The organism is Burkholderia sp. B21-005, from assembly GCF_020843965.1.
GTDB classification, from domain to species: domain Bacteria; phylum Pseudomonadota; class Gammaproteobacteria; order Burkholderiales; family Burkholderiaceae; genus Burkholderia; species Burkholderia ambifaria.
The window spans coordinates 3,287,143-3,312,368 of record NZ_CP086301.1 but is presented as its reverse complement, the minus strand read 5'-3'; the positions used below and the strand labels follow the sequence as shown (position 1 = coordinate 3,312,368).

26 protein-coding genes are annotated in these 25,226 nt (G+C 69.0%); 8 read left to right on the top strand and 18 right to left on the bottom strand.

Translation table 11 applies throughout. The annotated features are described in order from the left end of the window. Positions 1-100: 100 nt before the first annotated feature. From ttcA to LMA02_RS15380, 3 genes are all read right to left on the bottom strand, one after another. The gene (gene ttcA, locus LMA02_RS15390; protein WP_228906016.1) at positions 101-1,099 is read right to left on the bottom strand and encodes a tRNA 2-thiocytidine(32) synthetase TtcA; all 999 of its coding nucleotides are present in this window, start codon (positions 1,097-1,099) and stop codon (positions 101-103) included. Beyond that, a complete protein-coding gene (locus tag LMA02_RS15385; RefSeq protein WP_166724248.1) occupies positions 1,096-1,500 on the bottom strand; it encodes a dihydroneopterin aldolase in 405 nt (134 codons plus the stop codon). Before LMA02_RS15385 ends, ttcA begins: the two co-directional genes overlap by 4 nt. Positions 1,501-1,578: 78 nt before the next feature. After that, positions 1,579-2,322, bottom strand: coding sequence for an SDR family oxidoreductase (locus LMA02_RS15380; RefSeq protein ID WP_228906015.1), 744 nt, complete (start codon positions 2,320-2,322; stop codon positions 1,579-1,581). A gap of 13 nt (positions 2,323-2,335) precedes the next feature. Here LMA02_RS15380 and LMA02_RS15375 point away from each other — a divergent pair, with 13 nt between their 5' ends. Together LMA02_RS15375 and LMA02_RS15370 are read left to right on the top strand one after the other, a co-directional pair. Next, a complete protein-coding gene (locus LMA02_RS15375; protein ID WP_228906013.1) occupies positions 2,336-3,526 on the top strand; it encodes a class I SAM-dependent methyltransferase in 1,191 nt (396 codons plus the stop codon). A 296-nt stretch (positions 3,527-3,822) separates the two neighbouring features. After that, positions 3,823-4,017 (top strand): DUF2905 domain-containing protein, encoded by a 195-nt coding sequence (locus tag LMA02_RS15370; protein WP_228906011.1) that lies wholly within the window; start codon positions 3,823-3,825, stop codon positions 4,015-4,017. 75 nt (positions 4,018-4,092) lie between these two features. Here the strand turns inward: LMA02_RS15370 and LMA02_RS15365 are convergent, their stop codons facing one another. From LMA02_RS15365 to LMA02_RS15340, 6 genes are all read right to left on the bottom strand, one after another. Further along, entirely contained in the window at positions 4,093-4,314 is a 222-nt protein-coding gene (locus tag LMA02_RS15365) for a hypothetical protein (protein WP_006754114.1), read from the bottom strand. Positions 4,315-4,421: 107 nt separating this feature from the next. Next, entirely contained in the window at positions 4,422-5,330 is a 909-nt protein-coding gene (locus LMA02_RS15360) for a carbohydrate kinase family protein (RefSeq protein WP_228906004.1), read from the bottom strand. Further along, the gene (locus tag LMA02_RS15355) at positions 5,327-6,607 is read right to left on the bottom strand and encodes an AGE family epimerase/isomerase (RefSeq protein ID WP_228906003.1); all 1,281 of its coding nucleotides are present in this window, start codon (positions 6,605-6,607) and stop codon (positions 5,327-5,329) included. The genes LMA02_RS15360 and LMA02_RS15355 overlap by 4 nt, the downstream gene beginning before the upstream one ends. Continuing rightward, complete coding sequence (locus tag LMA02_RS15350; protein WP_006754117.1) at positions 6,604-7,623, bottom strand: LacI family DNA-binding transcriptional regulator; 1,020 nt, start codon at positions 7,621-7,623, stop codon at positions 6,604-6,606. Before LMA02_RS15350 ends, LMA02_RS15355 begins: the two co-directional genes overlap by 4 nt. Positions 7,624-8,152: 529 nt before the next feature. Next, positions 8,153-9,991, bottom strand: coding sequence for an EAL domain-containing protein (locus tag LMA02_RS15345; protein WP_228906001.1), 1,839 nt, complete (start codon positions 9,989-9,991; stop codon positions 8,153-8,155). A gap of 205 nt (positions 9,992-10,196) precedes the next feature. Further along, positions 10,197-11,240: a bile acid:sodium symporter family protein gene (locus LMA02_RS15340; RefSeq protein ID WP_228905999.1), complete on the bottom strand. Its 1,044-nt coding sequence runs from the start codon at positions 11,238-11,240 to the stop codon at positions 10,197-10,199. A 333-nt stretch (positions 11,241-11,573) separates the two neighbouring features. On the opposite strand from LMA02_RS15340, the gene LMA02_RS15335 reads away from it, so the two are divergent. The 3 genes from LMA02_RS15335 (at position 11,574) to LMA02_RS15325 (ending at position 14,635) form a co-directional block, all read left to right on the top strand. Beyond that, complete coding sequence (locus LMA02_RS15335; RefSeq protein WP_228907653.1) at positions 11,574-12,056, top strand: peptide-binding protein; 483 nt, start codon at positions 11,574-11,576, stop codon at positions 12,054-12,056. Between the two features lie 367 nt (positions 12,057-12,423). Continuing rightward, entirely contained in the window at positions 12,424-13,500 is a 1,077-nt protein-coding gene (locus tag LMA02_RS15330) for a porin (RefSeq protein WP_228905992.1), read from the top strand. 172 nt (positions 13,501-13,672) lie between these two features. Continuing rightward, on the top strand, positions 13,673-14,635 hold the full coding sequence (locus LMA02_RS15325) for a LysR family transcriptional regulator (protein ID WP_228905989.1): 963 nt from the start codon (positions 13,673-13,675) through the stop codon (positions 14,633-14,635). A gap of 113 nt (positions 14,636-14,748) precedes the next feature. Here the strand turns inward: LMA02_RS15325 and LMA02_RS15320 are convergent, their stop codons facing one another. Then, complete coding sequence (locus LMA02_RS15320; RefSeq protein ID WP_228905987.1) at positions 14,749-15,708, bottom strand: NAD(P)H-dependent flavin oxidoreductase; 960 nt, start codon at positions 15,706-15,708, stop codon at positions 14,749-14,751. A gap of 280 nt (positions 15,709-15,988) precedes the next feature. Here LMA02_RS15320 and LMA02_RS15315 point away from each other — a divergent pair, with 280 nt between their 5' ends. After that, positions 15,989-16,885, top strand: coding sequence for an alpha/beta fold hydrolase (locus tag LMA02_RS15315; protein WP_228905986.1), 897 nt, complete (start codon positions 15,989-15,991; stop codon positions 16,883-16,885). A gap of 34 nt (positions 16,886-16,919) precedes the next feature. Here LMA02_RS15315 and LMA02_RS15310 read toward each other — a convergent pair whose 3' ends face one another. After that, positions 16,920-17,411 (bottom strand): Lrp/AsnC family transcriptional regulator, encoded by a 492-nt coding sequence (locus LMA02_RS15310; RefSeq protein ID WP_228905985.1) that lies wholly within the window; start codon positions 17,409-17,411, stop codon positions 16,920-16,922. A 113-nt stretch (positions 17,412-17,524) separates the two neighbouring features. Here LMA02_RS15310 and LMA02_RS15305 point away from each other — a divergent pair, with 113 nt between their 5' ends. After that, positions 17,525-18,427: a DMT family transporter gene (locus LMA02_RS15305; protein WP_228905984.1), complete on the top strand. Its 903-nt coding sequence runs from the start codon at positions 17,525-17,527 to the stop codon at positions 18,425-18,427. A 232-nt stretch (positions 18,428-18,659) separates the two neighbouring features. On the opposite strand, the gene LMA02_RS15300 is transcribed toward LMA02_RS15305, so the two are convergent. The 5 genes from LMA02_RS15300 to LMA02_RS15280 are packed head-to-tail and all read right to left on the bottom strand — an operon-like array spanning position 18,660 to position 21,737. Continuing rightward, the gene (locus LMA02_RS15300) at positions 18,660-18,866 is read right to left on the bottom strand and encodes a DUF1289 domain-containing protein (RefSeq protein WP_228905983.1); all 207 of its coding nucleotides are present in this window, start codon (positions 18,864-18,866) and stop codon (positions 18,660-18,662) included. Further along, complete coding sequence (locus tag LMA02_RS15295; RefSeq protein ID WP_011658094.1) at positions 18,863-19,369, bottom strand: YbaK/EbsC family protein; 507 nt, start codon at positions 19,367-19,369, stop codon at positions 18,863-18,865. Before LMA02_RS15295 ends, LMA02_RS15300 begins: the two co-directional genes overlap by 4 nt. A gap of 22 nt (positions 19,370-19,391) precedes the next feature. Then, positions 19,392-20,324 carry a hydroxymethylglutaryl-CoA lyase gene (locus tag LMA02_RS15290; RefSeq protein WP_228905982.1) on the bottom strand — a complete coding sequence of 311 codons (933 nt, stop codon included), beginning with the start codon at positions 20,322-20,324 and terminating at the stop codon, positions 19,392-19,394. Between the two features lie 29 nt (positions 20,325-20,353). Next, entirely contained in the window at positions 20,354-21,295 is a 942-nt protein-coding gene (locus LMA02_RS15285) for a 2-hydroxyacid dehydrogenase (RefSeq protein ID WP_228905980.1), read from the bottom strand. 4 nt (positions 21,296-21,299) lie between these two features. Further along, a complete protein-coding gene (locus tag LMA02_RS15280) occupies positions 21,300-21,737 on the bottom strand; it encodes a VOC family protein (RefSeq protein ID WP_006762228.1) in 438 nt (145 codons plus the stop codon). Positions 21,738-21,998: 261 nt separating this feature from the next. Between LMA02_RS15280 and LMA02_RS15275 the strand changes: the two genes are divergently transcribed. Continuing rightward, positions 21,999-22,622, top strand: coding sequence for an RBBP9/YdeN family alpha/beta hydrolase (locus LMA02_RS15275; RefSeq protein WP_228905978.1), 624 nt, complete (start codon positions 21,999-22,001; stop codon positions 22,620-22,622). A gap of 51 nt (positions 22,623-22,673) precedes the next feature. Here the strand turns inward: LMA02_RS15275 and LMA02_RS15270 are convergent, their stop codons facing one another. Together LMA02_RS15270 and LMA02_RS15265 are read right to left on the bottom strand one after the other, a co-directional pair. Then, positions 22,674-24,794, bottom strand: a complete 2,121-nt coding sequence (locus LMA02_RS15270; RefSeq protein ID WP_228905976.1) for a phosphocholine-specific phospholipase C — start codon at positions 24,792-24,794, stop codon at positions 22,674-22,676. A gap of 49 nt (positions 24,795-24,843) precedes the next feature. Then, positions 24,844-25,128 carry a hypothetical protein gene (locus LMA02_RS15265; RefSeq protein ID WP_228905973.1) on the bottom strand — a complete coding sequence of 95 codons (285 nt, stop codon included), beginning with the start codon at positions 25,126-25,128 and terminating at the stop codon, positions 24,844-24,846. Positions 25,129-25,226: the final 98 nt, after the last annotated feature.

Below are 25,226 nucleotides of genomic sequence, written 5' to 3'. Positions count from 1 at the left end.
TTTTAGCATGCGGTCCCTGGCGTTCCGGGCCTGTCGCGGCGGGGCGACAGCGCCGGAACGCGGCCGCGGGCCGCGGTTCCGGGAGGTGTTCGGGCCCTGCTTACAGGTCGTCGAACTGGACGATCGAGATCGGTCGGGCGCCGTCGCGCGTCGCGGCGGTGTCGTCACCGGATGCACACGGCTCCTCGTCGAACGCGATGTCGCCCTGCGGATCGGCCTGGCCGGTCGCGCGCAGCGACGCGAACGGGAACTGGGTCGTATCCATCAGGTGCGACGGCACGACGTTCGCGAGCGCGCTGAACATGTTGTCGACGCGGCCCGGGAAGCGCTTGTCCCAGTCGCGGATCAGTGCCTTCATTTCCGCGCGCTTCAGGTTCGGCTGGCTGCCGCACAGGTTGCACGGGATGATCGGGAATTCGCGCAGCTCCGCGAATTTCTCGAGATCGGTCTCCTTCACGTACGCGAGCGGGCGGATCACGACGTTCTTGCCGTCGTCCGACTGCAGCTTCGGCGGCATCCCCTTCAGCTTGCCGCCGTAGAACATGTTGAGCAGCAGCGTCTGCAGGATGTCGTCGCGGTGGTGGCCGAGCGCGATCTTGGTCGCGCCGAGCTCGCCGGCCACGCGGTACAGGATCCCGCGGCGCAGCCGCGAGCACAGCGAGCAGGTCGTCTTGCCCTCGGGCACGAGCCGCTTGACGATGCTGTAGGTGTCCTGGTTCTCGATGTGGAACGGCACGCCGATCTGCGTCAGGTATTCGGGCAGCACGTGCTCGGGGAAGCCCGGCTGCTTCTGGTCGAGGTTGACCGCGACGATGTCGAAGTCGATCGGCGCGCGCTCGCGCAGGCGCAGCAGCACGTCGAGCATCGCGTAGCTGTCCTTGCCGCCCGACAGGCACACCATCACCTTGTCGCCCTGCTCGATCATGTTGTAGTCGCCGATCGCCTGGCCGACCTGGCGCACGATCCGCTTGAACAGCTTGTTGTTCTCGTACGCTTCCTTCTGCTCGCGGCGCGTCAGCGCGCGGCGGCCGGTCTCGGCGACGGTGGCTTCGATGGCGGCGCCATCGGCCGCCGTGTCATGCATGTGGGGGGCGTTCATGCGCGCTCCTCGTCCTTGATGCGAAAGACTTCGACGCCGACGGCGTCGCAGTCCGGATAGGCGTCCGGTTTCTCGGTACGGACACGTACCGCGCGCACGGTGTCGTGCGCCAGCAGGTTCGCGGCGATCGCGTCGCACAGCGTTTCCTGCAGGTGGATGTGGCCGCGCGCGAGACACTGCGCGACGCTCTGCTTCATCAGGTCGTAGTCGACGACTTCATGCAGCCGGTCGTCGACGGGGGTGGACAGCGCGAGCGGCACGAACAGGTCGATATTGATGACGACGCGCTGCTCGCCGCGCTTCTCGTGTTCGAAGGCACCGATGTTGATGTGCACCTCGTAGTCGCGCAGGTAGAGCCTGCGGCAGTCCGCGAGGCGGGGGTGCAGGAGAGCGGAAAACATGGTCGTCCCAGTCAAATTGGCGTGCGCGCACGCAAAGCGGCGCGGACGGCGGCAATCAGGCCGCGCGATCCGCGCAGTTCATTCATTCGGGCCGGCGGCGGGCGGCACCAGGTGCTCGCCGCCGTCGACGGTCAGCGTCGCGCCCGTGACGCCGGGCGCGGTCGCGAGATAGCAGGCCGCCGCCGCGATGTCGTCCGCGTGCGGCGCGTGGCCGCGCACGAGCGCCGCGACGCGCACCTTCGGCGCGAGGGCCAGCGCCAGCGCGGCGGTCGCGCGGTTCAGCGCGGCCTGCATCAGCGCATGCGACAGCCGGGCCGGCGCCGGGTGAAACAGGGCCTGGTCCAGCACGTGGATCACGCACGCGCGCAGCGTTTCATCGCCGCGCGCGGCGTCGGGCGTCGCATCGGCGAGCGCGCGGGCCAGCGCGAGCGGCGCCGTCACGTTGCGCGCGAGCGCGCCGGCGAGCGATGCGCCGTCGACCGTCTGCGCGTCGTCGGTGCCGGCGCATGCGCTCACGAACACCGCACAGGCGGGCCGGCCGAGCGCCGCGCCGCAGGCGGCGACGAGCGCGCCCGCGTCGGCTTCCAGGGCCAGATCGGCGTCGAGCACGGCCGCGCGGCGGCCCCGGGCGGCGACTTCGGCAATGAGCGCGTCGCCGGCCGCGCGCGGCGCGCCCGGGCTGCGTTGCAGCGCGACGTCCCAGCCGCGCTGCGCGAAGGCGGTTGCGAGCGCACGACCGAGCGACGCGGCGTCGGCCGCGCTGTCCAGCGCGCCTGCGACGAGCGCGATGCGCGGGGTCGACGTATCGGCTGAAACGGTCATTTACAATGCCGGGATGAACCCGAAAGCTCACGAATCCGCTAGTTTACCTGCTCCCGGCCCTGACGCGCTCGCGCAGTCCGAAACCCTCGCCGCGCAACTGCGCGACGAGATCGCGGCGGCCGGCGGCTGGCTGCCGTTCGACCGCTTCATGGAGCGCGCGCTGTACGCGCCCGGCCTCGGCTATTACAGCGGCGGCGCGCGCAAGTTCGGACGCCGCGCCGACGACGGCAGCGACTTCGTGACGGCCCCCGAGTTGTCGCCGCTGTTCGCGCAGACGCTCGCGAATCCCGTCGCGGACGCGCTCGCGGCGAGCGGCACGCGTCGCGTGATGGAGTTCGGCGCGGGCACGGGCAAGCTCGCGGCCGGGCTGCTCGCGGCACTCGATGCGCTCGACGTCGAACTCGACGAATACCTGATCGTCGATCTATCGGGCGAGCTGCGCGAACGGCAGCGCGACACGATCGCGGCCGCCGCGCCGGCGCTCGCCGGCAAGGTGCGCTGGCTCGACGCGCTGCCCGAGCGCTTCGACGGCGTCGTGGTCGGCAACGAGGTGCTCGATGCGATGCCGGTGCGCCTGTTCGCGAAGTCGGGCGGCGCGTGGCTGGAGCGCGGCGTCGCGCTCGACGCGCGGCACGCGTTCGTGTTCGACGACCGGCCCGTCGGTGCTGCCGGCCTGCCGCCGGTGCTCGCGACGCTCGACGTCGACGACGGCTATGTGACCGAGACGCACGAAGCCGCGCTCGCGTTCACGCGCACCGTGTGCACGATGCTCGCGCGCGGCGCGGTGCTGCTGGTCGACTACGGCTTTCCCGCGCACGAGTACTACCATCCGCAGCGCGAGCGCGGCACGCTCATGTGCCACTACCGCCACCACGCGCACGACGACGCATTCCTGTACCCGGGGCTGCAGGACATCACCGCGCACGTCGAATTCACCGGCATCTACGACGCGGGCGTCGGCACCGGCGCCGACCTGCTCGGCTACACGTCGCAGGCGCGCTTCCTGTTGAACGCGGGTATCACCGACGCGCTGGCCGCGATCGATCCGTCCGACATTCACCAGTTCCTGCCGGCCGCGAACGCGGTGCAGAAGCTGATATCGGAAGCCGAGATGGGCGAGCTGTTCAAGGTGATCGCATTCTCGCGCGGGATCGACGGCACGCTCGACGCGTTCGCGCGCGGCGACCGCTCGCACGCGCTCTGACGGGGCGAGGGCCTGTTTCCATATGGAACGCACATGCGAATGCCCGAAATCGCTCGTAGGGCAAGGAGTGAGGAGCGCCGTTTGGCCGCGCCAAACAAGCGACGAGCGACGCCGCCATACGGGCGATTTCGGGCATTCCCGTGACATGATTTTTTTAATTTGGGGTTGCCACGAGAACGGCCGCTCGCCGCGTTGCGCTCCTTGCGAATACGTCCAGTATTCGCGGCGTCGCGCGCCTCGCGAGCGGCCGTTCTCGTGGCAACGCATGCGCGTTCCATATGGAAACAGGCCCTAGCATGCTGCGCTGGCTGATGGCGTCGTTCTTCGCGGTGATGATCCTGACGCGCTGCTGGCCGTGGCTCGGCAAGCTCGGCATCGGGCGGATGCCGGGCGACGTCACGCTGACGCTCGGCGGGCGGCGCTACCCGTTCCCGTTCATGTCGACGCTGGTGCTGACGATGCTGGTGTCGATGGTCGCGCGGCTGCTCTGAGCCGCGCCGCATGCGGCGGCGCGTCGCGGTCCGGCCGCGGCGCGCGCGATGGTCCCGCGCATTATGGTTCGCGCATCACAGTTCAATCTCGCCGAGGATCCGGTGCGCGAGCGCCTTCGCTTCGTCGAACGCCTCTTCCTCGCTCGGGCTCGTCGTGTGGACGTCGTAGCGCATGTTCTCCGTCTCGTCGCCGTCGTCCCGGGCGAGGATCACGTAGCCCTGGAATTGCCCGTTGGCGGTGTGCTGCGTATGCGCCTTGGCCGTGTAGATGCCTTTCGTGAACGTGTTCGTGTCCATCGTGCCTCTCCCGCAATAGGACACTTCATCGTAGCACTGCGGCGCAGCATGTACAGCGCCGCTAATCGGCGACCGATCAGCGCGCCGCCCCTGTCATCCCCATGCCGTCACCGTTCGAGCAGCGCGACGACCTCGTCGAGCGTCGGCGCGTGCGCGCCTGTATGCCGGCACGCGGCTGCGCCCGCCGCGAGGGCGAACACGAGATGCTCGCGCCACGACCGCTGCGGCGCGGCCATCAGGCTGAACAGCAGGCCGCCGATCGACGCGTCGCCCGCGCCCACGGTGTCGACCACCTCGACGCGCGGCGGGCTGGCCTCGAGCACGTCGCCGTCCGCGTAGAGCGTCGCCGCCTGCGCGCCGCGCGTGACGAGCACGGCCGCGCGCGGATTCAGCGCGCGCACCGCGTCGACCGCGTCGGGGCCGTCGCCGCCGAACAGGTGGCGCAGGTCCTCGTCGGACACCTTGATCAGGTCGGCGAGGCCGGCCATCTTCTCCAGTGTCGGCCGGTACGCGGCCGTCATCAGGTTCCGGTAGTTCGGATCGAAGCTGATCTTCACGCCGCGCGCGTGCAGGTCGGCCGCGAGCGCGACGAGCGTGCCCGCGAGCGGTTCGCGCACCAGGCTGATGCAGCCGAAGTGCGCCCATTGCACGTGTTCGGTCCAGCCGGCCGGCAGCCGCGCCGGGTCGAACGCGAGGTCCGCGCTGGCATCGCCGATGAAGAAGTACGCGGGCGGCCGGGTCTCGTGGACGATCGCGAGCAGCGGCGCGCGCGGCACGCGCTGCAGGAAGCGCAGGTCGAGCCCGGCCGCGTCGCTGGTGCGCCACAGCACGTCGGAGAAGCAGTCCTCGCCGATCGCGCCGGCGAGCGCGCTCGGCACGCCGAGCCGCGCGACCGCGCGTGCGACGTTCCAGCCGGCGCCGCCCGGCACCGAGGTCCACTGCGCGTCGCCCGCGCGCACCATGTCGGTCAGGATGTCACCTGCCGACACGAATGCCGGAAACGTGCCGCCGCTCATTGCGTCGGCTCGCTGCGCGCCGCACGGGCAAGGGTCGCGAGCACGTCATAGCACGCGCCCATCGTGTGATAGTCGGTCTTGCCGGCCGGGCTCTTCTCGTCGCTGTACTTGCGGTTGTCGCAGGTGAGGATCCGGTACCACGCGCCGTAGCGGTGATCGACGAAATGCGCCCAGCTGTAGCGCCAGATCTCGTCGTACCAGTCCCAGAAGCGCTCGCTGCCGGTGCGCGCGCCGAGCATCGCGGCCGCCGCGAAGGTTTCCGCCTGCACCCAGAAATACTTGTTGTGGTCGCAGATCGTGAAGTCGGGGCCGAAGCCGTAGCAGAGGCCGCCGTGATCGGCGTCCCACGCGTGCGTGAGCGCCGCGTCGAACAGCTCGGCCGCGCGCGGCACGAGCCAGTCGAGCGGGCGGTGCCGTTCCAGGATCAGCAGCAGCTTCGCCCATTCGGTCTGGTGCCCGGGCTGGAAGCCCCACGGACGGAAGATGTTCGAGCTGTCGTCCTTGTTGTAGTCCCAGTCGACCGACCAGTCCGCATGGTAGTGCTCCCACACGAGGCCGCCCGACAGCGCGGCCTGGCGCTGCGTGATATGGGTTGCGAGCTTCTCCGCGCGGTCGAGGTAGGTGACGTGGCCGGTCGCCTCGTAGGCCGCGAGCAGCGCCTCCGTCATGTGCATGTTCGCGTTCTGGCCGCGGTACGACGACACGTTCCAGTTCGGCGTCGCGTCGTCCGCATAGAGGCCCGCGGCCGCATCCCAGAAGCGGTGCTCGGCGAGCTCGTAGGTCGACGCGATCAGCGCACGCGCTTCGTCGATGCCGGCCATCGTCGCGTGCGCGGCGGCCAGCAGCACGAACGCGAGCCCGTAGCAGTGGCGCGTGGCGTCGAGCGTCTCGTGCTTCGCGCCGTCGCGCCAGTCGAGTTCCCAGTCGTAGCCCTGCAGGTCGTCGTCCCAGTGCGCGTCGCGCAGGAAGCGCAGCCCGTGGCGCGCGTACTCGAGATGGCGCGGATCGCCGAAATGCCGGTACGCCATCGCGTAGTTGAAGACGAACCGGCAGCTGCTGACCAGATGCCGCGACGTGCGGTTGTAGATGCTGCCGTCGTCGCGGAAGTAGTGGTAGAAGCCGCCCGTCGGGTCGAACGCGTTCGTCGCGTAGAAGCGCAGCGTGTCCTCGATGTGCGACAGCAGGAACGACGGATCGCGGAAGCTCGCGACGAACGGCGCCGCTTGCGCGTGGTTGGCCGGCGTGGCCGTGCGGGATTGGACCGGGGGCATGTTCATGATTCGGTGACCGTGGCGGTATCGAGTGCCGGTGAGCCGGCGGGCTGGCTGCTGGCCCGCACGATCAGCTCGACGGGCAGGGAGATCTCGGTGCGCTCGGGCGCTTCGGCGAGCAGCAGTTCGACGCCGCGGCGGCCGAGCGCTTCCTTGTCGACGGCGAGCGTCGTGAGCGGCGGGTTCGCGTGCGCGGCGGCGGGGATGTCGTCGAAGCCGACGATCGCGATGTCTTCCGGAATTCGCACGCCGCGCGCGATACACACGCGCTGCGCGGCCAGCGCGGCGGCGTCGTTGTACGCGAACACGGCGTCGGGGCGTGGGCCTGGCGCGTCGAGCAGCTGCTGCATCGCGCGCGCGGCGCCGGTGTCGGGGTCGAGCCCGGCGTCGATCGTCACTTCGTACGCGGGATCGAACAGCCGCCCGGCCTCGAAGAACGCGCGGCGATAGCCGATCGCGCGCTGCGCGATGCTGTAGTGCGCGGCGGAGCCGCCGATGAACGCGATCCGCGAGCGGCCGGTGGCGAGCAGGTGGCGCATCGCGAGCGCCGCGCCCGTCGCGTTGTCGATGTTCACCGAGCGCAGGCCGGGCGCCCACAGGTCGATCAGCACGAGCGGGCGGCCGGTCGCGGCGAGCGCCTCGATCGTCTCGGGCTCGATGAAGCCGGCCACCGCGATCGCGTCGGGCGCGTGCGGGCGCATCTGGCGCAGCACGTCGTCGTTCGGGCCGACCGTGAGCAGCGTCGGCACGATGCCGCGCTCGCGGCACGCGTCCTCGACGCCGTGCAGCACGTGCGAGAAGAACGGACTGGCGGGAAAGCGGTTGTGTTGGCGGTGCAGCAGGAAGGTGAGCCGGCGGATGCGCGGGCGCAACTGGGCCGGATCGTAACCGAGCCGCTGCGCGATCTCGACGATGCGCGCGCGCGTGGCTTCGGACAGGCCCGGCTGGTTTTTCAGCGCGCGGGAGACGGTGCCGATCGAGACCTCTGCCGCCCGCGCTACGTCGCGAATGGTGGTGCCCATCGTTCGGGGTCCGGTTTGTTTAGGGTGAGGGCGATTGTATAGTAAAACTCGGCGCCAAATTCGGGCCGAATAACCGGGGAATACCCGGAAATAACGGGTTTTTAGGTGCTAATCTGCGAAAACGCCGTTACTAAAAATACTAAACAAAACGTGAAAAAGGCAAGGTGATCGGATGGAACGGGGTGGTGCTGGGAGGCGGCGCGTCGCATGCGTTCGGCTGTTCGGCGCAAAAGGGCCGTTCGACAGGCGGTCACCGGGGATCTGGGCGGCACGGGCGTGCAGCGCCGGTAATGTCGTTCCGGCAAGCCGACGGGTCGAGCGGCCGCCCAGCATGCGGCCGGCCGCTGCCCGCCGTTCGGCCCGCCGCGCAGCCCCTCGCTCACCGTCGTTCAGGCCGCCGCCTAGCCCATCGCTCAGCCCGTCGTTTAGCCCGTCGCTCGGCTCGTCGTTCAGCCCACCGCTCAGCCCACCGCTCAGCCCGTCAGTCCGCCGCACAGCCCGCAGCCCAGCCCGCAGCCCAGCCCGCCGTTCAACCCGCCGCCGCGAGCGGCGGCTCGCCGCGCTCGCGCAGCGCCGCGCGGCCCGCATCGAGATCGACGACCGCGAGCCCGCCCGGCTGCTGTTTCGCCCGCCGCTTCGCGAGCGCGGCGACCGACGCGATCTCGTCGCTGCCGTAGCGCATCGCGCCGTGCGCGCCTGCCGGCACGCCGACCGCGCCGATCGCCATCGTCACGAAGCCGAAGAACGCGGGGTTGCCGTAGCGGTCCTCGCCGCGCAGCCCGCCCGCCAGCCGGTCGGCCTGTGTGTAGAAGCGCTGCGCGCCGTCGTTGAAGCGGGCGATCGCGTCGGTCGCCCGCGCGCGCCAGTCGTCGCGCTGGAACAGCACGAGGAAATCGTCGCCGCCGACGTGCCCGAGAAAATCCCGCTGCGGATCGCACACGCCGGCCAGCACCGTCGCCGCGAACTTCAGCACTTCGTCGCCCTGCCAGTAGCCGTACTGGTCGTTGAACGGCTTGAACTGGTTCAGGTCGACGTAGCACGCATGGAAGCCGGCGTCGCGCTCCAGCAGGCGGTCGATATGCGCGCTGATCGGGATGTTGCCGGGCAGGAAGGTCAGCGGATTCGCGTAGCGCGCGGCCTCGATGCGCATCTCGGTCACCGCGCGCACGAGGCTCTCGCCGGTGCCGAGCCCGAGGTAGCGGCCGTGTTCGGTGATCACGAAACCATCCGCGAGATAGCGCTGGTCGTGGCTCGCGAGCAGCATCGCGAGCTGCTCGACCGACGTCGCGTTGTCGATCATCAGCGGCGCGTCGTTCGCGAACTGCAGGCACGGCTTCTTCCCGAACACTTCGCGGTGGTACGGCAGCGTGAAGCGGTCGATGAAGCCGCGCCGGTTCACGAGCGCGACCGGCCGCCCGCGTTCGACGAGCGCGACCGCGTGCAGGCCGGGCATCCGGTTGAACAGGTCGAGCACGTCGTTGTTGGTCGCCTCGCGCGGCAGCGCCGGCGCGGGGACGAGCATCTTCGCCGCGATCGTGCCGGTCGGCCGCGCGGTGCGCGTCGCGCCGGGGAACACGGCGATGTGCGGGGTGCGGATCGCGTCGCGCGCGGCCGGCGCGACGACCGGCGACGGCCGCGCGTTCGGCCGGCCGAGCAGGAAGCCCTGCACGCAGCAGATGCCCATGTCGCGCACGACGACCAGGTCGCACGCGTTCTCGATTCCTTCCGCGATCAACTGCGCGCCGCTCGCGTGCGCGAAGTGCTGCATTGCCCTGACCGCCTCGAACTTGAGCGGGTCGCGCGCGATGTCGTGGATGAAGAAGCGGTCGATCTTCACGACATCCGGGTGCAGGCGCAACCACAGGTTCATGCTCGCGTTCGCGGTGCCGTAGTCGTCGAGCGCGAACTGGATGCCCGCGTCGCGCAGCGACGCGACCGCCGGCTCGATGCGCGCGACGTCCGGCATCGCGGTCTGCTCGGTCAGCTCGATCACGATGCGCTCGGCGCCGACCCCCGCCCGGCCGAGCAGTTGCCGCGCGCGCTCGCGTTCACGCGCGAGTTGCACGATCGTTCCCGCACTGAAGTTGAGGAACAGCTTGCCGTCGCAGCCGAGCGCCGCGAACGCGTCGAGGCAGGTGCGCGCGGCCGCCTGCTCGAGCGCGATGGTCGTGCCGTCGCGGGCGGCCTGCGCGAACAGCGCGGCCGGCGGCTCGAGGTCGGTGCCGCGCGGGCCGCGGATCAGGCCTTCGTAGCCGACGACCGTGCCCGATCCGAGGTCCACGATCGGCTGGAACACGGCGGCGAGCGCGCGCTCCGCGATCAGGCGCGTGGTGGGAGCAACGGACGAGTCAGGATGGGGCGCGGGCATGGGGGAGGGCGGCCGAGGCGACGGGACGCCCGACTTTAACGGCAGCGCGCGCGAAGAATTGAATGAAGATTTCGTGACACGATGCGCGGCGATGGTGCATGCGTCACGTCGGGCTGAAACGGAGCGCCGGGGGAGGAGGTCGAGGCGGGAGCGGAAAGGCGCCTACCCCGGCGCGGCCAGCCATGCCGGCCGCGCCGCTGCCGCGTCAGCGCTTGCCCGCGTTCAGCGTGCCCTGCGTGCGCGCCGTGCCGGCCGCGGCATCCTCGCCGTCGCGCTCGCCGCTCAGGTCGCGCGCCCCCCAGCGCTGCGCGAGCGCCGCGCATGCCATCAGCTGGATCTGGTGGAACAGCATCAGCGGCAGCACGATCGCGCCGACCGCCTGCGCGGAGAAGATCACCTTCGCCATCGGCACGCCGGCCGCGAGGCTCTTCTTCGACCCGCAGAAGATGATCGTGATCTGGTCGGCCCGGTTGAAGCCGAGCCGCTTGCTGACAACCGTGGTCAGCACCAGCGCGATCACGAGCAGCACGACGTTGACGACCAGCAGGCCGCCGAGCGCGCGCGCCGGAATCTGGTGCCACAGCCCCTGGTTCACGGCCTCGCTGAACGCGACGTACACGACGAGCAGGATCGAGCCCTGGTCGACGAAGCGCAGCACGCCGCGATTGCGCTCGATCCAGCCGCCGATCACGGGCCGCAGCAGCTGGCCGGCGACGAACGGCACGAGCAGCTGCATCACGATGCTGCCGACGGTACTCCACGGCGACGCGGCCGCGGCCGACTGCGACGTGATCATCAGCCCGACGAGCGCTGGCGTCACGAAGATCCCGAGCAGGCTCGACGCGGACGCCGCGCACACGGCGGCCGGCACGTTGCCCTTCGCGATCGACGTGAACGCGATCGACGACTGGACCGTCGACGGCAGCGTGCACAGAAAGAGCACGCCGGCATAGAGCGTCGGCGTGACGAGCGGCTGCAGCACGGGCTTCAGCGCGAGGCCGAGCAGCGGGAACAGCGCGAACGTGCTGAGCAGCACGACCGCATGCAGCCGCCAGTGGGTCGCCCCCGCGACGACGGCTTCGCGCGACAGCTTCGCGCCATGCAGGAAGAACAGCAGGCCGACCGCGATGTTGGTCGCCCAGTTGAACGCATGGGCGGCCGGGCCGCGGCACGGCAACAGGCTCGCGAGCACGACGGTGCCGACGAGCGCGAGCGTGAAGTTGTCGGGAAGGAAACGGGGACGGGCCATCGGGAGCTCGATTCGGAAACGGCGGCGCGCATCTCGCGCGCGCGAAGCCGATATTGTCCCGGCTGCTCATTCAATAGACAAATTCATTGTGAGAATCGATTGATGAATCCATTGCATGCGGCAGGCCCGCCCGAGCGCGCGCGAATGCGCAGAAGAATGTTCTTCCACGATTGGCCGCGGAAGTGAAAAAACCTAGCAGTAACATGGTGTTACACCGATGCCGGCGACCTAACACTTTTTGGCTCGACACCGTTTCGGACCGCTCATAAATTACTGCTGAAAGGCTTGCGTCAGCCGGAAACACCGGCGGCGAGCGGCAACAGGCAATGAATGATGACGGAACGGGTGAAACTGAAGGTCGGACGATGGGTGGCAGGCGTGCTCGGCACGCTGCTGATGCCGCTTGCGCTCGCGCAACCGCCGCACGGCGGTCATGCGTTCGGCGGCCACGGTTTCGGCGGCGGCGACATGCGCGCGTACGGCCAGTCGGCCGCCAGCGCACAGGTCTGGCGCCGGGCGCTGCCCCCGGGTGGTGCCCGTCCCGGCGGCGTGAGCGGCTACGGATCCCGCTGGGGTCTGCGGCCGACGCCGTCTTACGGCCATTACGCCGCGCAGAGCCCGTATCGCCCGATCAGCGCCGATTCCCGCCAGATGCCGCGCCCGCAGGGCGGCGGCAACGTGCCGTTGCGTGCCGGCTCGATCCGCGCCGACGTCGCGCGCTACAACGAGGAGCGCGGCGGCCGTCCGATGCCGCCGCCCCGCGCGCAGGAAGAACCTGCCCACTCGCCGTATTTCTCCCCCTTCTACCGAAACTGAGCGCCCCGCGCGTTCGCTGAGCGCCGCCGCGCGCTCGTCCCTCGCCGACTGTGATGCGAATTCGCCACAGTCGCGCGCAGATTTCCGCTGATTTTCCCGCCGCATTGCGCTATCTTTCGCGCCCGGCACGGGCGCCATCCCGCGGCCGTCTCGTCGCGTGCCTGCCCCGCGCGGGCCCGCCGCGACGCGTCCGACCATGTGTCGATTCCGCGAAGTTAATGCCGCCGCTATACCCGCAATAAGTGTGCGCAATTTTGACCGGACAAATGATCCGTAAAGATGGCTGCGCCCCATACGACGCAAGCAATCGGCTCCAAAAAACAACGCTCGCGCCACTTATCGACATTCGACAAAACCTGGAGATCCCATGAAAGCATTCGCTCGCCGTGCGTCGCGCACGTCCGTCAAGCTGATCGCCGCGGCCGCCTGCGTGGCGGCCGCCGCACCCGTCCACGCGCAGTCGAGCGTTTCGCTCTACGGTCAGGTGGACGAATGGGTCGGCGCAACCAAGTTCCCGGGCGGCGATCGCGCGTGGAACGTGTCGGGCGGCGGGATGTCGACCTCGTACTGGGGCCTGCACGGTGCGGAGGATCTCGGCAACGGCTACAAGGCGATCTTCACGCTGGAGAGCTTCTTCCGCGCGCAGAACGGCCAGTTCGGCCGCTTCCAGGGCGATACGTTCTTCGCGCGCAACGCGTACGTCGGCGTCAGCTCGCCGTACGGCACGGTGACGGCAGGCCGCCTGACGACGCACCTGTTCCTGTCGACGATCCTGTTCAACCCGTTCTACGACTCGTACACCTTCTCGCCGATGGTGTACCACGTGTTCCTCGGCCTCGGCACGTTCCCGACCTATCCGAGCGACCAGGGCGCGGTCGGCGATTCGGGCTGGAACAACGCGCTGTCGTATACGTCGCCTTCGTTCGGCGGCCTGAATTTCGGTGCGATGTACGCGCTCGGCAACACGGCCGGCGACAACCGCTCGAAGAAGTGGAGCGCGCAGTTCAACTACGCGAACGGCCCGTTCGCCGCGACCGCCGTCTACCAGTACGTGAACTTCAACAACGGCCCGCAGGACCTGAGCTCGCTCGTGACCGGCATGAAGAGCCAGGGCATCGGGCTGGTCGGCGCGACCTACGACCTGAAGTACGTGAAGCTGTTCGGCCAATACATGTATACGAAGAACGACCAGGTCGCCGGCAGCTGGCACGTGAATACCGCGCAGGGCGGCGTGTCGGTGCCGCTCGGCGTCGGCAACGCGATGGCGTCGTATGCGTACTCGCGCGACGCGGGCGGCCTCGACCAGACGCGCCAGACCTGGGCCGTCGGCTACGACTATCCGCTGTCCAAGCGCACCGACGTCTACGCCGCGTACATGAACGACCACATCAGCGGCCTGTCGAGCGGCAACACGTTCGGCGCAGGCATCCGCGCAAAGTTCTGACGAGACGATTGCGGCGCGCGAATCCGCAACGCGCGCCCCGCCCGCCAGCTTCCCGCCCCGAAACGGCGCCGCTTCCTGCTGCGCCGTTTTGCCATTGTTGACCTTTTTGTTTCCTTGCCTTTGTTACCCTATCTCGTAATTGCATGATTCCCAGGAATTGCGAGCTAGTTCGATGGATACCCTCGTCAGCATGAATGTGTTTCGCTACGTCGTCGAAGTGGGCAGCTTCGTCGGCGCGGCGGAGCGCATGCAGATGTCGGCCGCGATGGCGAGCAAGCACGTGATGCATCTCGAGCAGCAGCTCGGCGCGCGGCTGCTGCATCGTACGACACGACGTGTCGCGCCGACCGAGGCGGGACGCGAATACTATGAGCGCCTCGTGCAGGCGCTGTCGGAACTCGACGAAGCCGGACAGGCGGTCGGCGCCGCGAGCGTCGTGCCGCAGGGCCGCCTGCGCGTGACGTCGCTGTCCGCGTTCGGATTGCGGCACGTGATGGAGGCCGTCACCGAATATGCGGGCCGGTTCCCGGACGTGACCGTCGACATGACGCTGTCCGATCGCGTGGTCGACCTGATCGAGGAAGGCTATGACGTCGCGGTGCGCGCGGCGCCGAACGGACTGAAATCCTCGTCGCTGGTCGCGCGGCAGATCGCGACCGCGCACATCCTGCTGGTCGCGTCGCCCGAGTATCTCGAGAAGCACGGCACGCCCCAGACGATCGCCGATCTCGCGCACCACAACTACCTGCGCCGCGATTCGAATTCGACGATGCTCGATTCGCTGGTGATCGACGCGGCCGCCGCGTCGCGCGTGAACCTGAACGGCAACCTGATCGTGAATCATCTCGAAGGGCTGCGCGCGGCCGTGCTCGCGGGCGCGGGCATCGCGCTGCTCGGCACCGAGGTGGTCGGCGACGACATCGAATCCGGCCGGCTCGTGCCGGTGCTGCTCGACTCGGTGCCGCCGCATGAGGCGCCGATCTATGCGGTGTATGCGAGCCGCCGCCACGTATCCGCGAAGGTGCGCTCGTTCGTCGACTTCCTCGCCGGGCGTTTCGAAGGGCAGTCGTTGTGCCCGTCGATCGAATCGCGCCTGCGCGTACTGCCGATCACGCGGATCAAGCGCGCGGGCTGACAGCTGCTACCCGCCCGCGGGCGGATATGAAAAAAGCGCGAGCCGTTGCGGTTCGCGCTTTTTCGTTTTTGGTCCGACGTGATGCGCGGTGGTGGCGCAACCCGCCGGGTGCGTCAGCGTGCGATGCCGAGCCGTGCCTTCGCGTCGTCGTACTCGCGCTTCATCCGCTCGACGAGCTCGCCGACGCTCGGCAGGTCGTCCATCAGGCCGACGCCCTGGCCGGCACCCCAGATGTCCTTCCACGCCTTCGCCTTGTCGCCGCCGAAATTCATCTTCGTCTTGTCCGATTCCGGCAGCGCGTCCGGATCGAGGCCGGCCTTCTCGATGCTCTCGCGGATGTAGTTGCCGTGCACGCCGGTGAAGAGGTTCGTATAGACGATGTCGGACGATTTCGCGTTGAGGATCGCGTGCTTGTAGTCCTCGACCGCGTGCGCTTCCTGCGTCGCGATGAAGCGCGTGCCCATGTACGCGAAGTCCGCGCCCATCGCCTGCGCGGCGAGGATCGAACCGCCGTTCGCGATCGAACCGGACAGCACGATCGGGCCGTCGAACATCCTGCGCACTTCTCCGACGAGCGCGAACGGCGAGGTCGTGCCCGCGTGGCCGCCGGCGCCGGCCGCGACGAGGATCAGCCCGTCGACGCCGGCTTCGAGCGCCTTCTGCGCGTGACGCAGGTTGATCACGTCGTGCAGCACGATGCCGCCGTAGCTGTGCACCGCGTCGACGATCTCGCGCGCCGGCGCGCGCAGGCTCGTGATGAAGATCGGTACCTTGTGGTCGACGCATACGCGCACGTCATGCTCGAGGCGCACATTCGACTGGTGGACGATCTGGTTGACCGCGATCGGGCCGATCACCGCGTCCGGGTGCTTCGCCTTGTGGTCGGCGAGCTCGGACTGGATCTGCGTGAGCCACTCGTCGAGCAGTTCGGCCGGACGGGCGTTGAGCGCGGGGAATGATCCGACGATACCCGCCTTGCATTGCGCGAGCACGAGTTCGGGGTAGCTGACGATGAACATCGGCGACGCGATGACGGGCAGCGTCAGGTTCTGCAGGACGGCGGGCAATGCCATGTGATGTCTCCAGTCTCGAGGGGCGGCCGGACCCGGCGCGATCGCGCCGATGCCGGCATCCATGCTTGGCGGGTCGAACAGTGCTTCGAGTGTAGCGGTGTAGCGCTGCGCCCATATTAATACGAACGGTCGTGCGATTCTACGCGAGCTTAGCAAACCGAGCGGCGTGGCGACAATCGAGTGAGTGTTCTCTTTCTACGCATTCGGGCCTCTGCCGCGCGCAGCAGTCGGCCGGGCGCTCCTACAATACCCGCCATAACAAACCCACGAGAAACAAACCATGTCGTTTGAGGCGTTTGCATCGTTTCGCGTGACGATGCAGGACACCGACATCTTCGGTGTCAAAGGAGGCGCGGGGCCGCCGCTTCTGCTGCTGCACGGCCATCCGCAGACCCACATGATCTGGCATCGCGTCGCCGCGATGCTGGCGAATCACTTCACGGTGATCGCGACCGACCTGCGCGGCTACGGCGCGTCGGGCAGGCCGCCGAGCGACGCGCGGCATGCGCCGTATTCGAAACGCGCGATGGCGGCCGACCAGGTCGCCGTGATGCGGCATTTCGGCTTCGAGCAATTCCACGTGTGCGCGCACGATCGCGGCGCGCGCGTCGCGCACCGGCTCGCGCTCGATCATCCGGCGGCGGTCGAACGGATGATGCTGCTCGACATCGCGCCGACGCTCGCGATGTACGAGAAAACCGATCGCGCGTTCGCGACCGCGTATTTCCACTGGTTCTTCCTGATCCAGCCGGCGCCGCTGCCCGAAACGCTGATCGAAGGCCGCACCGATGCGTATATCGAGCGCGTGATGGGCAACCGTTCGGCCGGGCTCGCGCCGTTCGCGCCGGAGGCGCTCGCCGCGTATCGCGCCGCGCTCGCGCAGCCGGGCGCCGGGCATGCGATGTGCGAGGACTACCGCGCGTCGGCGACGATCGATCTCGAACACGACCGCGCGGATCTCGAGCGCGGCAACAAGGTCGCGTGCCCGCTGCGCGTGCTGTGGGGTGAGCACGGGATCGTCGGCCGCTGCTTCGATCCGCTCGACGAATGGCGGCGCGTCGCGCGCGACGTCAGCGGCCGCGCGCTCGATTGCGGGCACTACATTCCGGAAGAGGCGCCCGTCGCGCTGATCGACGAGATGCTCGCGTTCTTCGACGCGCACGACGCGGCCGCGTGAGCGGCGCCGGCCGCGGCGGGTCGCGCGCCGACGGTCAGCGGCGCGCGGCGTCGTCGTCGACGAGCGGCGGCAGGCGGCGCGGCACGGGCGTCGATTTCACGATCGCCGTGCTCGTTTCCGCGCGCTCCGTCACCTTCGACAGGATGTCGTCGAGGTGATCGATCGTGCGCAGGTAGAGCCGGCAGATGAAGCAGTCCTCGCCGGTCACCTTGTCGCATTCGACGAATTCGGGAATCCGCCGCAACACCTCCTCGACCAGATGCAGTTGCCCCGGCAACGGCTTCACGCGGACGATCGCCTGCAGCGTGTAGCCGAGCGCGCGCGGATCGAGCTCGACGGTGAAGCCCGCGATCACGCCCTGCGCCTCGAGCCGCCGCACGCGGTCGGCGGTCGCGGGCGCCGACAGCCCGATCTGCCGCGCCAGTTCGCTGGTCGCGATGCGCGCATCCTCGGCAAGCGCCGCGAGGATCGCGCGGTCGGTCGCGTCCAGTGACGCGACGGCGGGCGGGGAAAGGCGTTTCGACATGATCGCTTTGCTTTCGAAGGTGAATCGGTGGTTTCGCTTCAGTTTAGTCGTGGATGCGCGGAAAGCAAGTTCCTAGAATCGAAGTCATCTTCTCTCGCTAAACGGAGTCCATGATGGCCTCGAACGAAACCCGCCGCGGTGCCGCCGAGATGGTCGTCGCGATGATGATGTCCGGCACGATCGGCTGGCTCGTGATGTCGTCGCAGCAACCGCTCACCAACGTCGTGTTCTTCCGCTGCCTGTTCGGCGCCGCGACGCTCGCGATCGTCTGCGCGGCGCTCGGCTTCCTGCGCCGCGCGCTGTTCTCGCCGCGCATGCTCGCGCTCGCGACGCTCGGCAGCGTTGCGATCGTCGCGAACTGGCTGCTGCTGTTCGCCGCGTATTCGCGCGCGTCGATCTCGATGGCGACCGCCGTCTACAACACGCAGCCGTTCATGCTCGTCGCGCTCGGCGCGATCGTGTTCCGCGAACGGGTCAGCGCCTCGACGATCACGTGGCTCGCGCTCGCCTTCGTCGGGCTCGTGTGCGTGGTGCGGGTGGAGCCGGCGGTGCTCGCGGTACCCGGCGAATATCTCGAAGGCGTCGCGCTGTCGCTCGGCGCGGCGTTCCTGTACGCGGTGTCGTCGATCGTCACGAAGCACCTGAAGGGCACGCCGCCGCATCTGCTCGCGCTGCTGCAGGCCGGCCTCGGCATCGTGCTGCTCGCACCGTTCGCCCACTTCGGCACGTTGCCCGCGACGCCCGCGCAGTGGCTCGATCTCGTCGTGCTCGGTGTCGTGAACACCGGCCTGATGTATGTGCTGCTGTATGGCGCGATCCAGAAGCTGCCGGTCGCGATGACGGGCGCGCTGTCGTTCGTCTATCCGGTCGTCGCGATCATCGTCGATCGCGTCGCGTTCGGGCAGACACTCGCGTGGACGCAGGTGCTCGGCGCGCTCCTGATCCTGCTCGCGGCGGCCGGCGTGAACCTCGGCTGGCGCATCGTGCCCGCGCGTCGCGCGACCGTCGGCAACTGAAACGCTCGTGCGATTCGGCGGGCTGTTTCGGCTCGTCGCCAGGGCTGGCTGCCGCGCCTGTTGGCGCCGCGTCCGGGAACGCGGATTGCCCGCGAAAAATGCCGTAAGGAGTTGTAGGGAAACACCCGATGCGACGCCGCAGCGTCGCTCGTATGATGCGGGCTGTGACGTTGATCACGTTCACAGGATTCCGATCTCATGCCGTTCGCCAGACAGGCCGAACGGCATTTTTTTATGCGCCGCTCCGGGCGAGCAGGCGCCGCCGCGCGTCAAGCCGCGCGAGCAGCGCGCGTCTCGCGTCGTCGTCCGACGCGCGCCATCCCTTGATCTCGTCGCGCGTGCGCAGGCACCCCGCGCACCAGTCGGTACGCGGGTCGATCCTGCATACGTCGGTGCACGGCGACGCGACCGTGCCGACCACCACCGACACGTCGCTCATGCGTCGTTCCTCAACGCGACGTCGGCGACCGGCGCGCCCGTCAGCGAGACGAGCTCCTGCGGCGACAGGTTGAACACCGCGTGCGGATGGCCGGCGGCCGCCCACAGGCTGTCGAGCGCGAGCAGGTCGGCGTCGATCAGCGTGACCGGTTCGACGAGATGGCCGATCGGACACACGCCGCCGATCGCGTAGCCGGTGTGGTCGCGCACGAACTTCGCATCGGCACGGCCGACCGGGCCGACCTGGGCGGCGACCTTCTTCTCGTCGACGCGGTTCACGCCGCTCGCGACGACGAGCACCGGCAGCCCGTCCGATTCGCGCCGAAACAGGATCGACTTCGCGATCTGCGCGACCGAGCAGCCGAGCCCGGCCGCGGCCTCGGCGGAGGTCTTGCCGGTTTCGGCGAGCATCACGATGCCTTTCGAATGCCCGCGCTCGCGCAGCAGCAGCGCGACGCGCCGCGCGGAATCGGGGAGGGAGTCGAATGAAGTGGGTGTCGTCATGGAGAATCCGTGAGTGTCGGGGTCAGACGCAGCTCGGCGCGTCGCTCGCGCTCTGCGCCTTGGCGAGCAGCGCGCGGCCGGCGCGCGACACGTTCGCGCGGCCGATCGCGTTCGAGATGAAGTCGCCGGCGGCGACCACCTGCGCGAGGTCGATGCCGGTGTCGATGCCGAGGCCCTGCATCAGGTACAGCACGTCCTCGGTCGCGACGTTGCCGGTCGCGCCCTTCGCGTACGGACAGCCGCCGAGGCCGGCGACCGACGCGTGGAAGATCTCGATCCCTTCGAACAGCGCCGCGTAGATGTTCGCGAGCGCCTGGCCGTAGGTGTCGTGGAAGTGGCCCGACAGCCGTTCGCGCGGAAACACGCGCGTGACGGCCGACAGCACTTCGCGCGTGCGCTTCGGCGTGCCGACGCCGATCGTGTCGGCGATGTCGATCTCGTCGCAGCCGAGCGCGGCGAAGCGTTCGACGACGTCGACGACCGACGCGACCGGCACCTCGCCCTGGTACGGGCAGCCGAGCGTGCACGACACGCTGCCGCGCAGCCGCACGCCGGCATCCTTCGCGGCCTTCGCGACCGGCTCGAAGCGCGCGATGCTTTCCGCGATGCTGCAGTTGATGTTCCGTTGCGAGAACGCCTCGCTCGCCGCGCCGAAGATCACCACTTCGTCCGCGCGTGCGGCGAGCGCGTTCTCGAAGCCCTTCAGGTTCGGCGTGAGCACCGAATACACGGTGCCCGCGCGACGCTCGATGCCGGCCATCACGTCGGCGCCGTCGGCCATCTGCGGCACCCATTTCGGCGACACGAACGACGCGGCCTCGATGTTGCGGAAACCGGCGCGCGACAGCCGGTCGACGAGCGCGATCTTCACGTCGGTCGGCACGAAGGTCTTTTCGTTCTGCAGCCCGTCGCGCGGGCCGACTTCGACGATCTTGACGGCGGTGGTGAACGTCATGGTTGTCTCCAGTTTGTATAGGGCGGAATTCAGTAGCCGCGCGCGTAGTCGACGATGCCACCGACACGCTCGCCGCGCTCGAGCGCGCGGATCTTGCCCGCGATCTGCTCGACGGCTTCGTCGCGCAGCGTCTCGGCCGAACAGTGCGGCGTGATCGTGATGCGCGACGCGTGCCAGAACGGATGATCGGCCGGCAGCGGCTCGTGCTGGAACACGTCGAGCGTCGCCGCGGCGAGCTGGCCGCTCGCGAGCGCGTCGAGCAGGTCGGCTTCGACGAGATGCGCGCCGCGTGCGACGTTCACCAGGTACGCACCCGGCGCGAGCCGGGCGAAAGTGCGCGCTGACAGGATCCCGTCGGTATCGCGCGTGCTCGGCAGCAGGTTCACGAGTACTTTCGCGCCGTCGATGCACGCGTCGAACGCGTCGTCGCCCGCGAAGGTCTCGATACCGTCGAGCTGCTTCGGGCTGCGGCTATAGCCGCGCACCGGCAGGCCGAGCGCGGCGAGCGCCTGCGCGACCTGCGCACCGAGCACGCCGAGGCCGAGCACCGCGACGGTGAAGCGCGCGCGCGGATGCGGTTCGAGCACCTGCCAGCGGCGCTCGCGCTGCAGCGCTTCGTATTCGTCGAAGCGGCGCAGGTAGCGCAGCACCGCGTGCGTCACGTAGTCGATCATCTGCTGCGCCATGCCCGAATCCTCGAGGCGCACCAGCGGCACGTCGCGCGGCAGCGTGCCGGGATGCGCGCGGTCGAGCGCGAGCAGCGCGTCGACGCCCGCGCCGAGATTGAAGATCGCGCGCAGGCCGTCGCGCGGCGCGAACAGCTCGCGCGGCGCGCGCCACACGAGCGCGTAGTCGGCGGCGGCCGTGTCGCCCGGCTGCCACGCGCGCAGCTGGGCGTCGGGCAGCGCCTGCGCGATCGCGTCGCGCCATGCGTCGGCTTCCTGGTGCGGCGAATAGAACAGGATCTTCATGTGCTTACTTCGCGAACAACTGGCCGATGTCGGCGAACGCCTTGAATTCCAGCGCGTTGCCGCACGGATCGAGGAAGAACATCGTCGCCTGCTCGCCGACCTCACCCTTGAAGCGGATATGCGGCTCGATCACGAAGCGCGTGTGTGCAGCCTTGAGTTTATCGGCGAGCGCATGCCATTCGTCCATCGACAGCACGACGCCGAAATGGCGCACGGGCACGTTGTCGCCATCGACCGGATTCACCGCGCTCGCGCCGGTTTCGTCCGGCGCGAGATGCGCGACGAGCTGGTGGCCGAAAAAGTCGAAGTCGACCCAGTGATCCGAGCTGCGGCCCTCGGGGCAGCCGAGCAGGCCGCCGTAGAACGCGCGCGCGTCGGCGAGGCTCGATACGGGAAAGGCAAGATGGAACGGGCGCAGCGCGCCGGCGGGCGTAGCGGACATCGGGCGTCTCCTGTCGATCGGAACCGGCGCGGCGGCGCGCGGGTTCGATCCGATGCATGGCAAGCGGGAAGCCCACATTCTACGGTTTCGCGGCGTGTTGCGCCGCCGCGGGGCCGCCGACGCGCGCCGCACGGCCCGCACCGGCGCGCCGGCCCCGGTGGCCGTCCCGCACAAAAGCAAAGCACAAAATATTGGTTCGGCCGCCGCGCGCGGCGCGCCACAATCGAACCTCGTCTCCAAGCAAAGCAAGCGAGGGCAATCATGCGCGCATGCAGCAAATCGGCGTGGCCGCCGCGGCTCGTGACCGTTCCGGGCCTGCACGGCAGCGAAGGCGCCCACTGGCAGACCTGGCTGGAGCGGCAGTTCCCGCGTTCGCTGCGGGTCGAGCAGGCCGACTGGGACGCCCCCGATCTCGCGCGCTGGGCGCAGTCGGTGCGCGCGCTGCTCGAGCGCGAGCGCGGCCCGTTCGTGCTCGCCGCGCACAGCTTCGGCTGCCTCGCGGCCGCGCATGCGCTCGCGCAGTGGCCGCAGACGGCCGACGTCGCGGGCGTGCTGCTCGTCGCACCGGCCAGTCCGAGGAAATTCACGTTCGCCGGACCGTTCGACGCGCGCCGGCTCGCGGTGCCGTCGATCGTGATCGGCAGCGAGACCGATCCGTGGATGCCGCTCGCCGATGCGCGCACGCTCGCGCAGCGGCTCGGCAGCGCATTCGTGAACCTCGGTGACGCGGGGCACATCAACACCGCGGCCGGCTTCGGGCCGTGGCCGCGCGCGAAATATTTCGTCGACACGCTGGTGCATTGCGCGGCGCCGCTGCGCTTTCGCGATGCGGACGACGGCTTCGACGCCGCGCTCGTCGACCGCGCGCTCGCGCACGCGATCTGACACTCATCGGCACGCGCTGCGCGGCGGGGGCCGCGCAGTGTCGTGACACCGCTACGACGCGGAGACGGGCGCCACCGCGGCCGGATCCGAGTAGCTCGACCGGCCGTTCTCGACGTGACCCGCGAAGCGGCGCGAGAACGTGCCGTTCGCGCCGTCGCTCACCGTAACGTCATACCAGTGGTGGCTCGATGCGAGCGCCCACTGCTCGACGCGCTCGTCGCCGCCGTGCAGCGTCACCTGGCGCGCGGGCGCGCCGTATGCGTTGTCGGCCAGCGTCAGCGTGACGTGACCCGCGCCATGGTTGCGCAGCTTCAGGTACAGGTTGCCGTTCGCGATGTCGTAGCCGGCCTTCACCTCCGGCTGCGCGTGGTTGCGGCGGCGCGCGGTCGCGGTCGACACGTTGCCCGCGAACATCCGGACGAAGCCGTTCGGCCCATACACCGAGAACGCATACACGCCGTTCGTCTCCGTCAGGTCGAAGTCCGCGTGCAGCACGCGGCGCGCGCCGACCGTGTAGCGCCACGGGCCGTCGGTGCGGTTCGTCGCGTACACCTGGAAGTGCGCGCCCTGGTTGCCGCGGTTCGCGAACTCGATGCGCAGCGTGTTGCCGCCGTCAATGCTCGCGTTCACATGCAGTTCGTATGGCAGCGCGCGTGCGGGCCGCACGCCGGGTTCCTGCGGGACGATCGGCGATGGCGTCGCGGGCACGGTGGGCGCGGGTTGCGACGTGCATTGCTGGTCGGCGATCGAGCGGTACTGGCTCGTATCGGGCAGCGACGGAAACGATGCATCCGACGAGCGGAAGTCGAACGCGGCGGTGAGGTCGCCGCACACGGTGCGGCGCCACGGCGTGATGTTCGGCTCGTCGATGCCGAAGCGCTCGCCGATGAAGCGGATCACCGACGTGTGGTCGAACACCTGGGAGCACACGAAGCCGCCTTTCGACCACGGCGACACGACTGTCATCGGCACGCGCGGCCCGAGGCCGTACGGCAGCCCGTCGGCGGTGTAGCTGCCGCCGCGGCCGGGGTTCACGACGGTATGCAGCTCGCCGTCGGTCGTCACGGTCGATGCGCCCTGCGCGGCCGATGTCGGCGGTTGCGGCGGCACGACGTGGTCGAAGAAGCCGTCGTTCTCGTCGTACATGATGAACAGCACGGTCTTCGCCCACACGTCCGGATTCGACGTCAGCGCGTCGAGGATCTGCGACGTGTAGTTCGCGCCGTACGCGGGCGTGTATTTCGGATGCTCGGAGAACGCGGCGGGCGGCAGCAGCCACGACACCTGCGGCAGCCGGTCGTTGATCACGTCGTCCTTCAGGTTATCGAGCGTGCGCACCGTCTGCGCGCGCTGGTACAGCGACGAGCCAGGCTTCGCGTTGATGAAGTTCGTGAAGTTCTGCAGGATGTTCGTGCCGTAGTTGCCGTTGTACGGGTCGGCCCAGGTGAGCCCCTGCTGGTAGATCTGCCACGACACGCCGTGCGCCTCCAGCCGTTCGGGGAAGGTCGTCCACGACAGCAACTGGTACGCGGGCGGCAGGTCGCCGTCGACGTAGTCGGCGTTGTCGAGCAGCGGGCCGCCGAACTTGCCGGTCGGGTCGACCGTCCCCGTCATCAGGTACGAGCGGTTCGGGTGCGTCGGCCCCGGCAGCGAGCAGAAGTAGTTGTCGCACACGGTGAACGCATCGGCGAGCGCGTAGTGGAACGGGATGTCCTCGCGCACGTGATAGCCCATCGTCATGTCGGTCTTGTTCGCGGGCCACTGGTCGTAGCGGCCGCCGTCGATCGCCGCGTGGGTCTTCGCCCACGAGTGGTCGAGCGCGCCGAGGCACTGCGCGCTGGTCGTCTTCGTGTCGAGCCGGAACGGCAGCACCGGTTTCGTCGGGTCTTCCTTCGACGGCTGGTACCACACCGGCTTGCCGTTCGGCAGCGGGATCGGGAAGCGGTCGTTGTAGCCGCGCACGCCGCGCAGGTGTCCGAAGTAATGGTCGAACGAGCGGTTCTCCTGCATGAACACGACGATGTGCTGCACATCGCGGATCGTGCCGGTGCCGCGCGCGGCCGGAATCGCGAGCGCGCGGCGGATCGATTCAGGAAACGCGTTGAGCGCGACGGCGGCGCCGGCTGACTGTGCGACGGTATGCAGGAAACGGCGGCGGCTGGATGACGTCATGTTATTTCACCTCGGTTCTGCGATCGGGGACGGGACAGGAACGGCGGGATCAGTGCGGCGACGACGCGGCGATGGCGGACGCGCCCGCGTTCGTCGCGGGCTTGGCGTCGTCGTCATCGTCGGGCGGGTAGTGGACGACGGGCGGCGCGAGCGGTGCGGCTTCCGACGCGGCGGCGCTCGCGCCTGCACCGCTGTTGAATGCGCTCGCGGAGCCGGACGATGCCCCGGCCGGTGGCGAGCCGTCGGCCGCGTGCGTGTCGTGCGGCGCGTCGTCGCTGCAGGCGGCGACGAAGGTGGCGGCACACAGAACGACGACGAGGGCAACGCGACGCATGACTTCTCTCCTGGCAGGCGGATCGGGAAACGATTTCCAGTATGCCGATGCGATGCGACGATTCGGTGAATCGTTTGCAACCGGGGCGTGATCGCGAA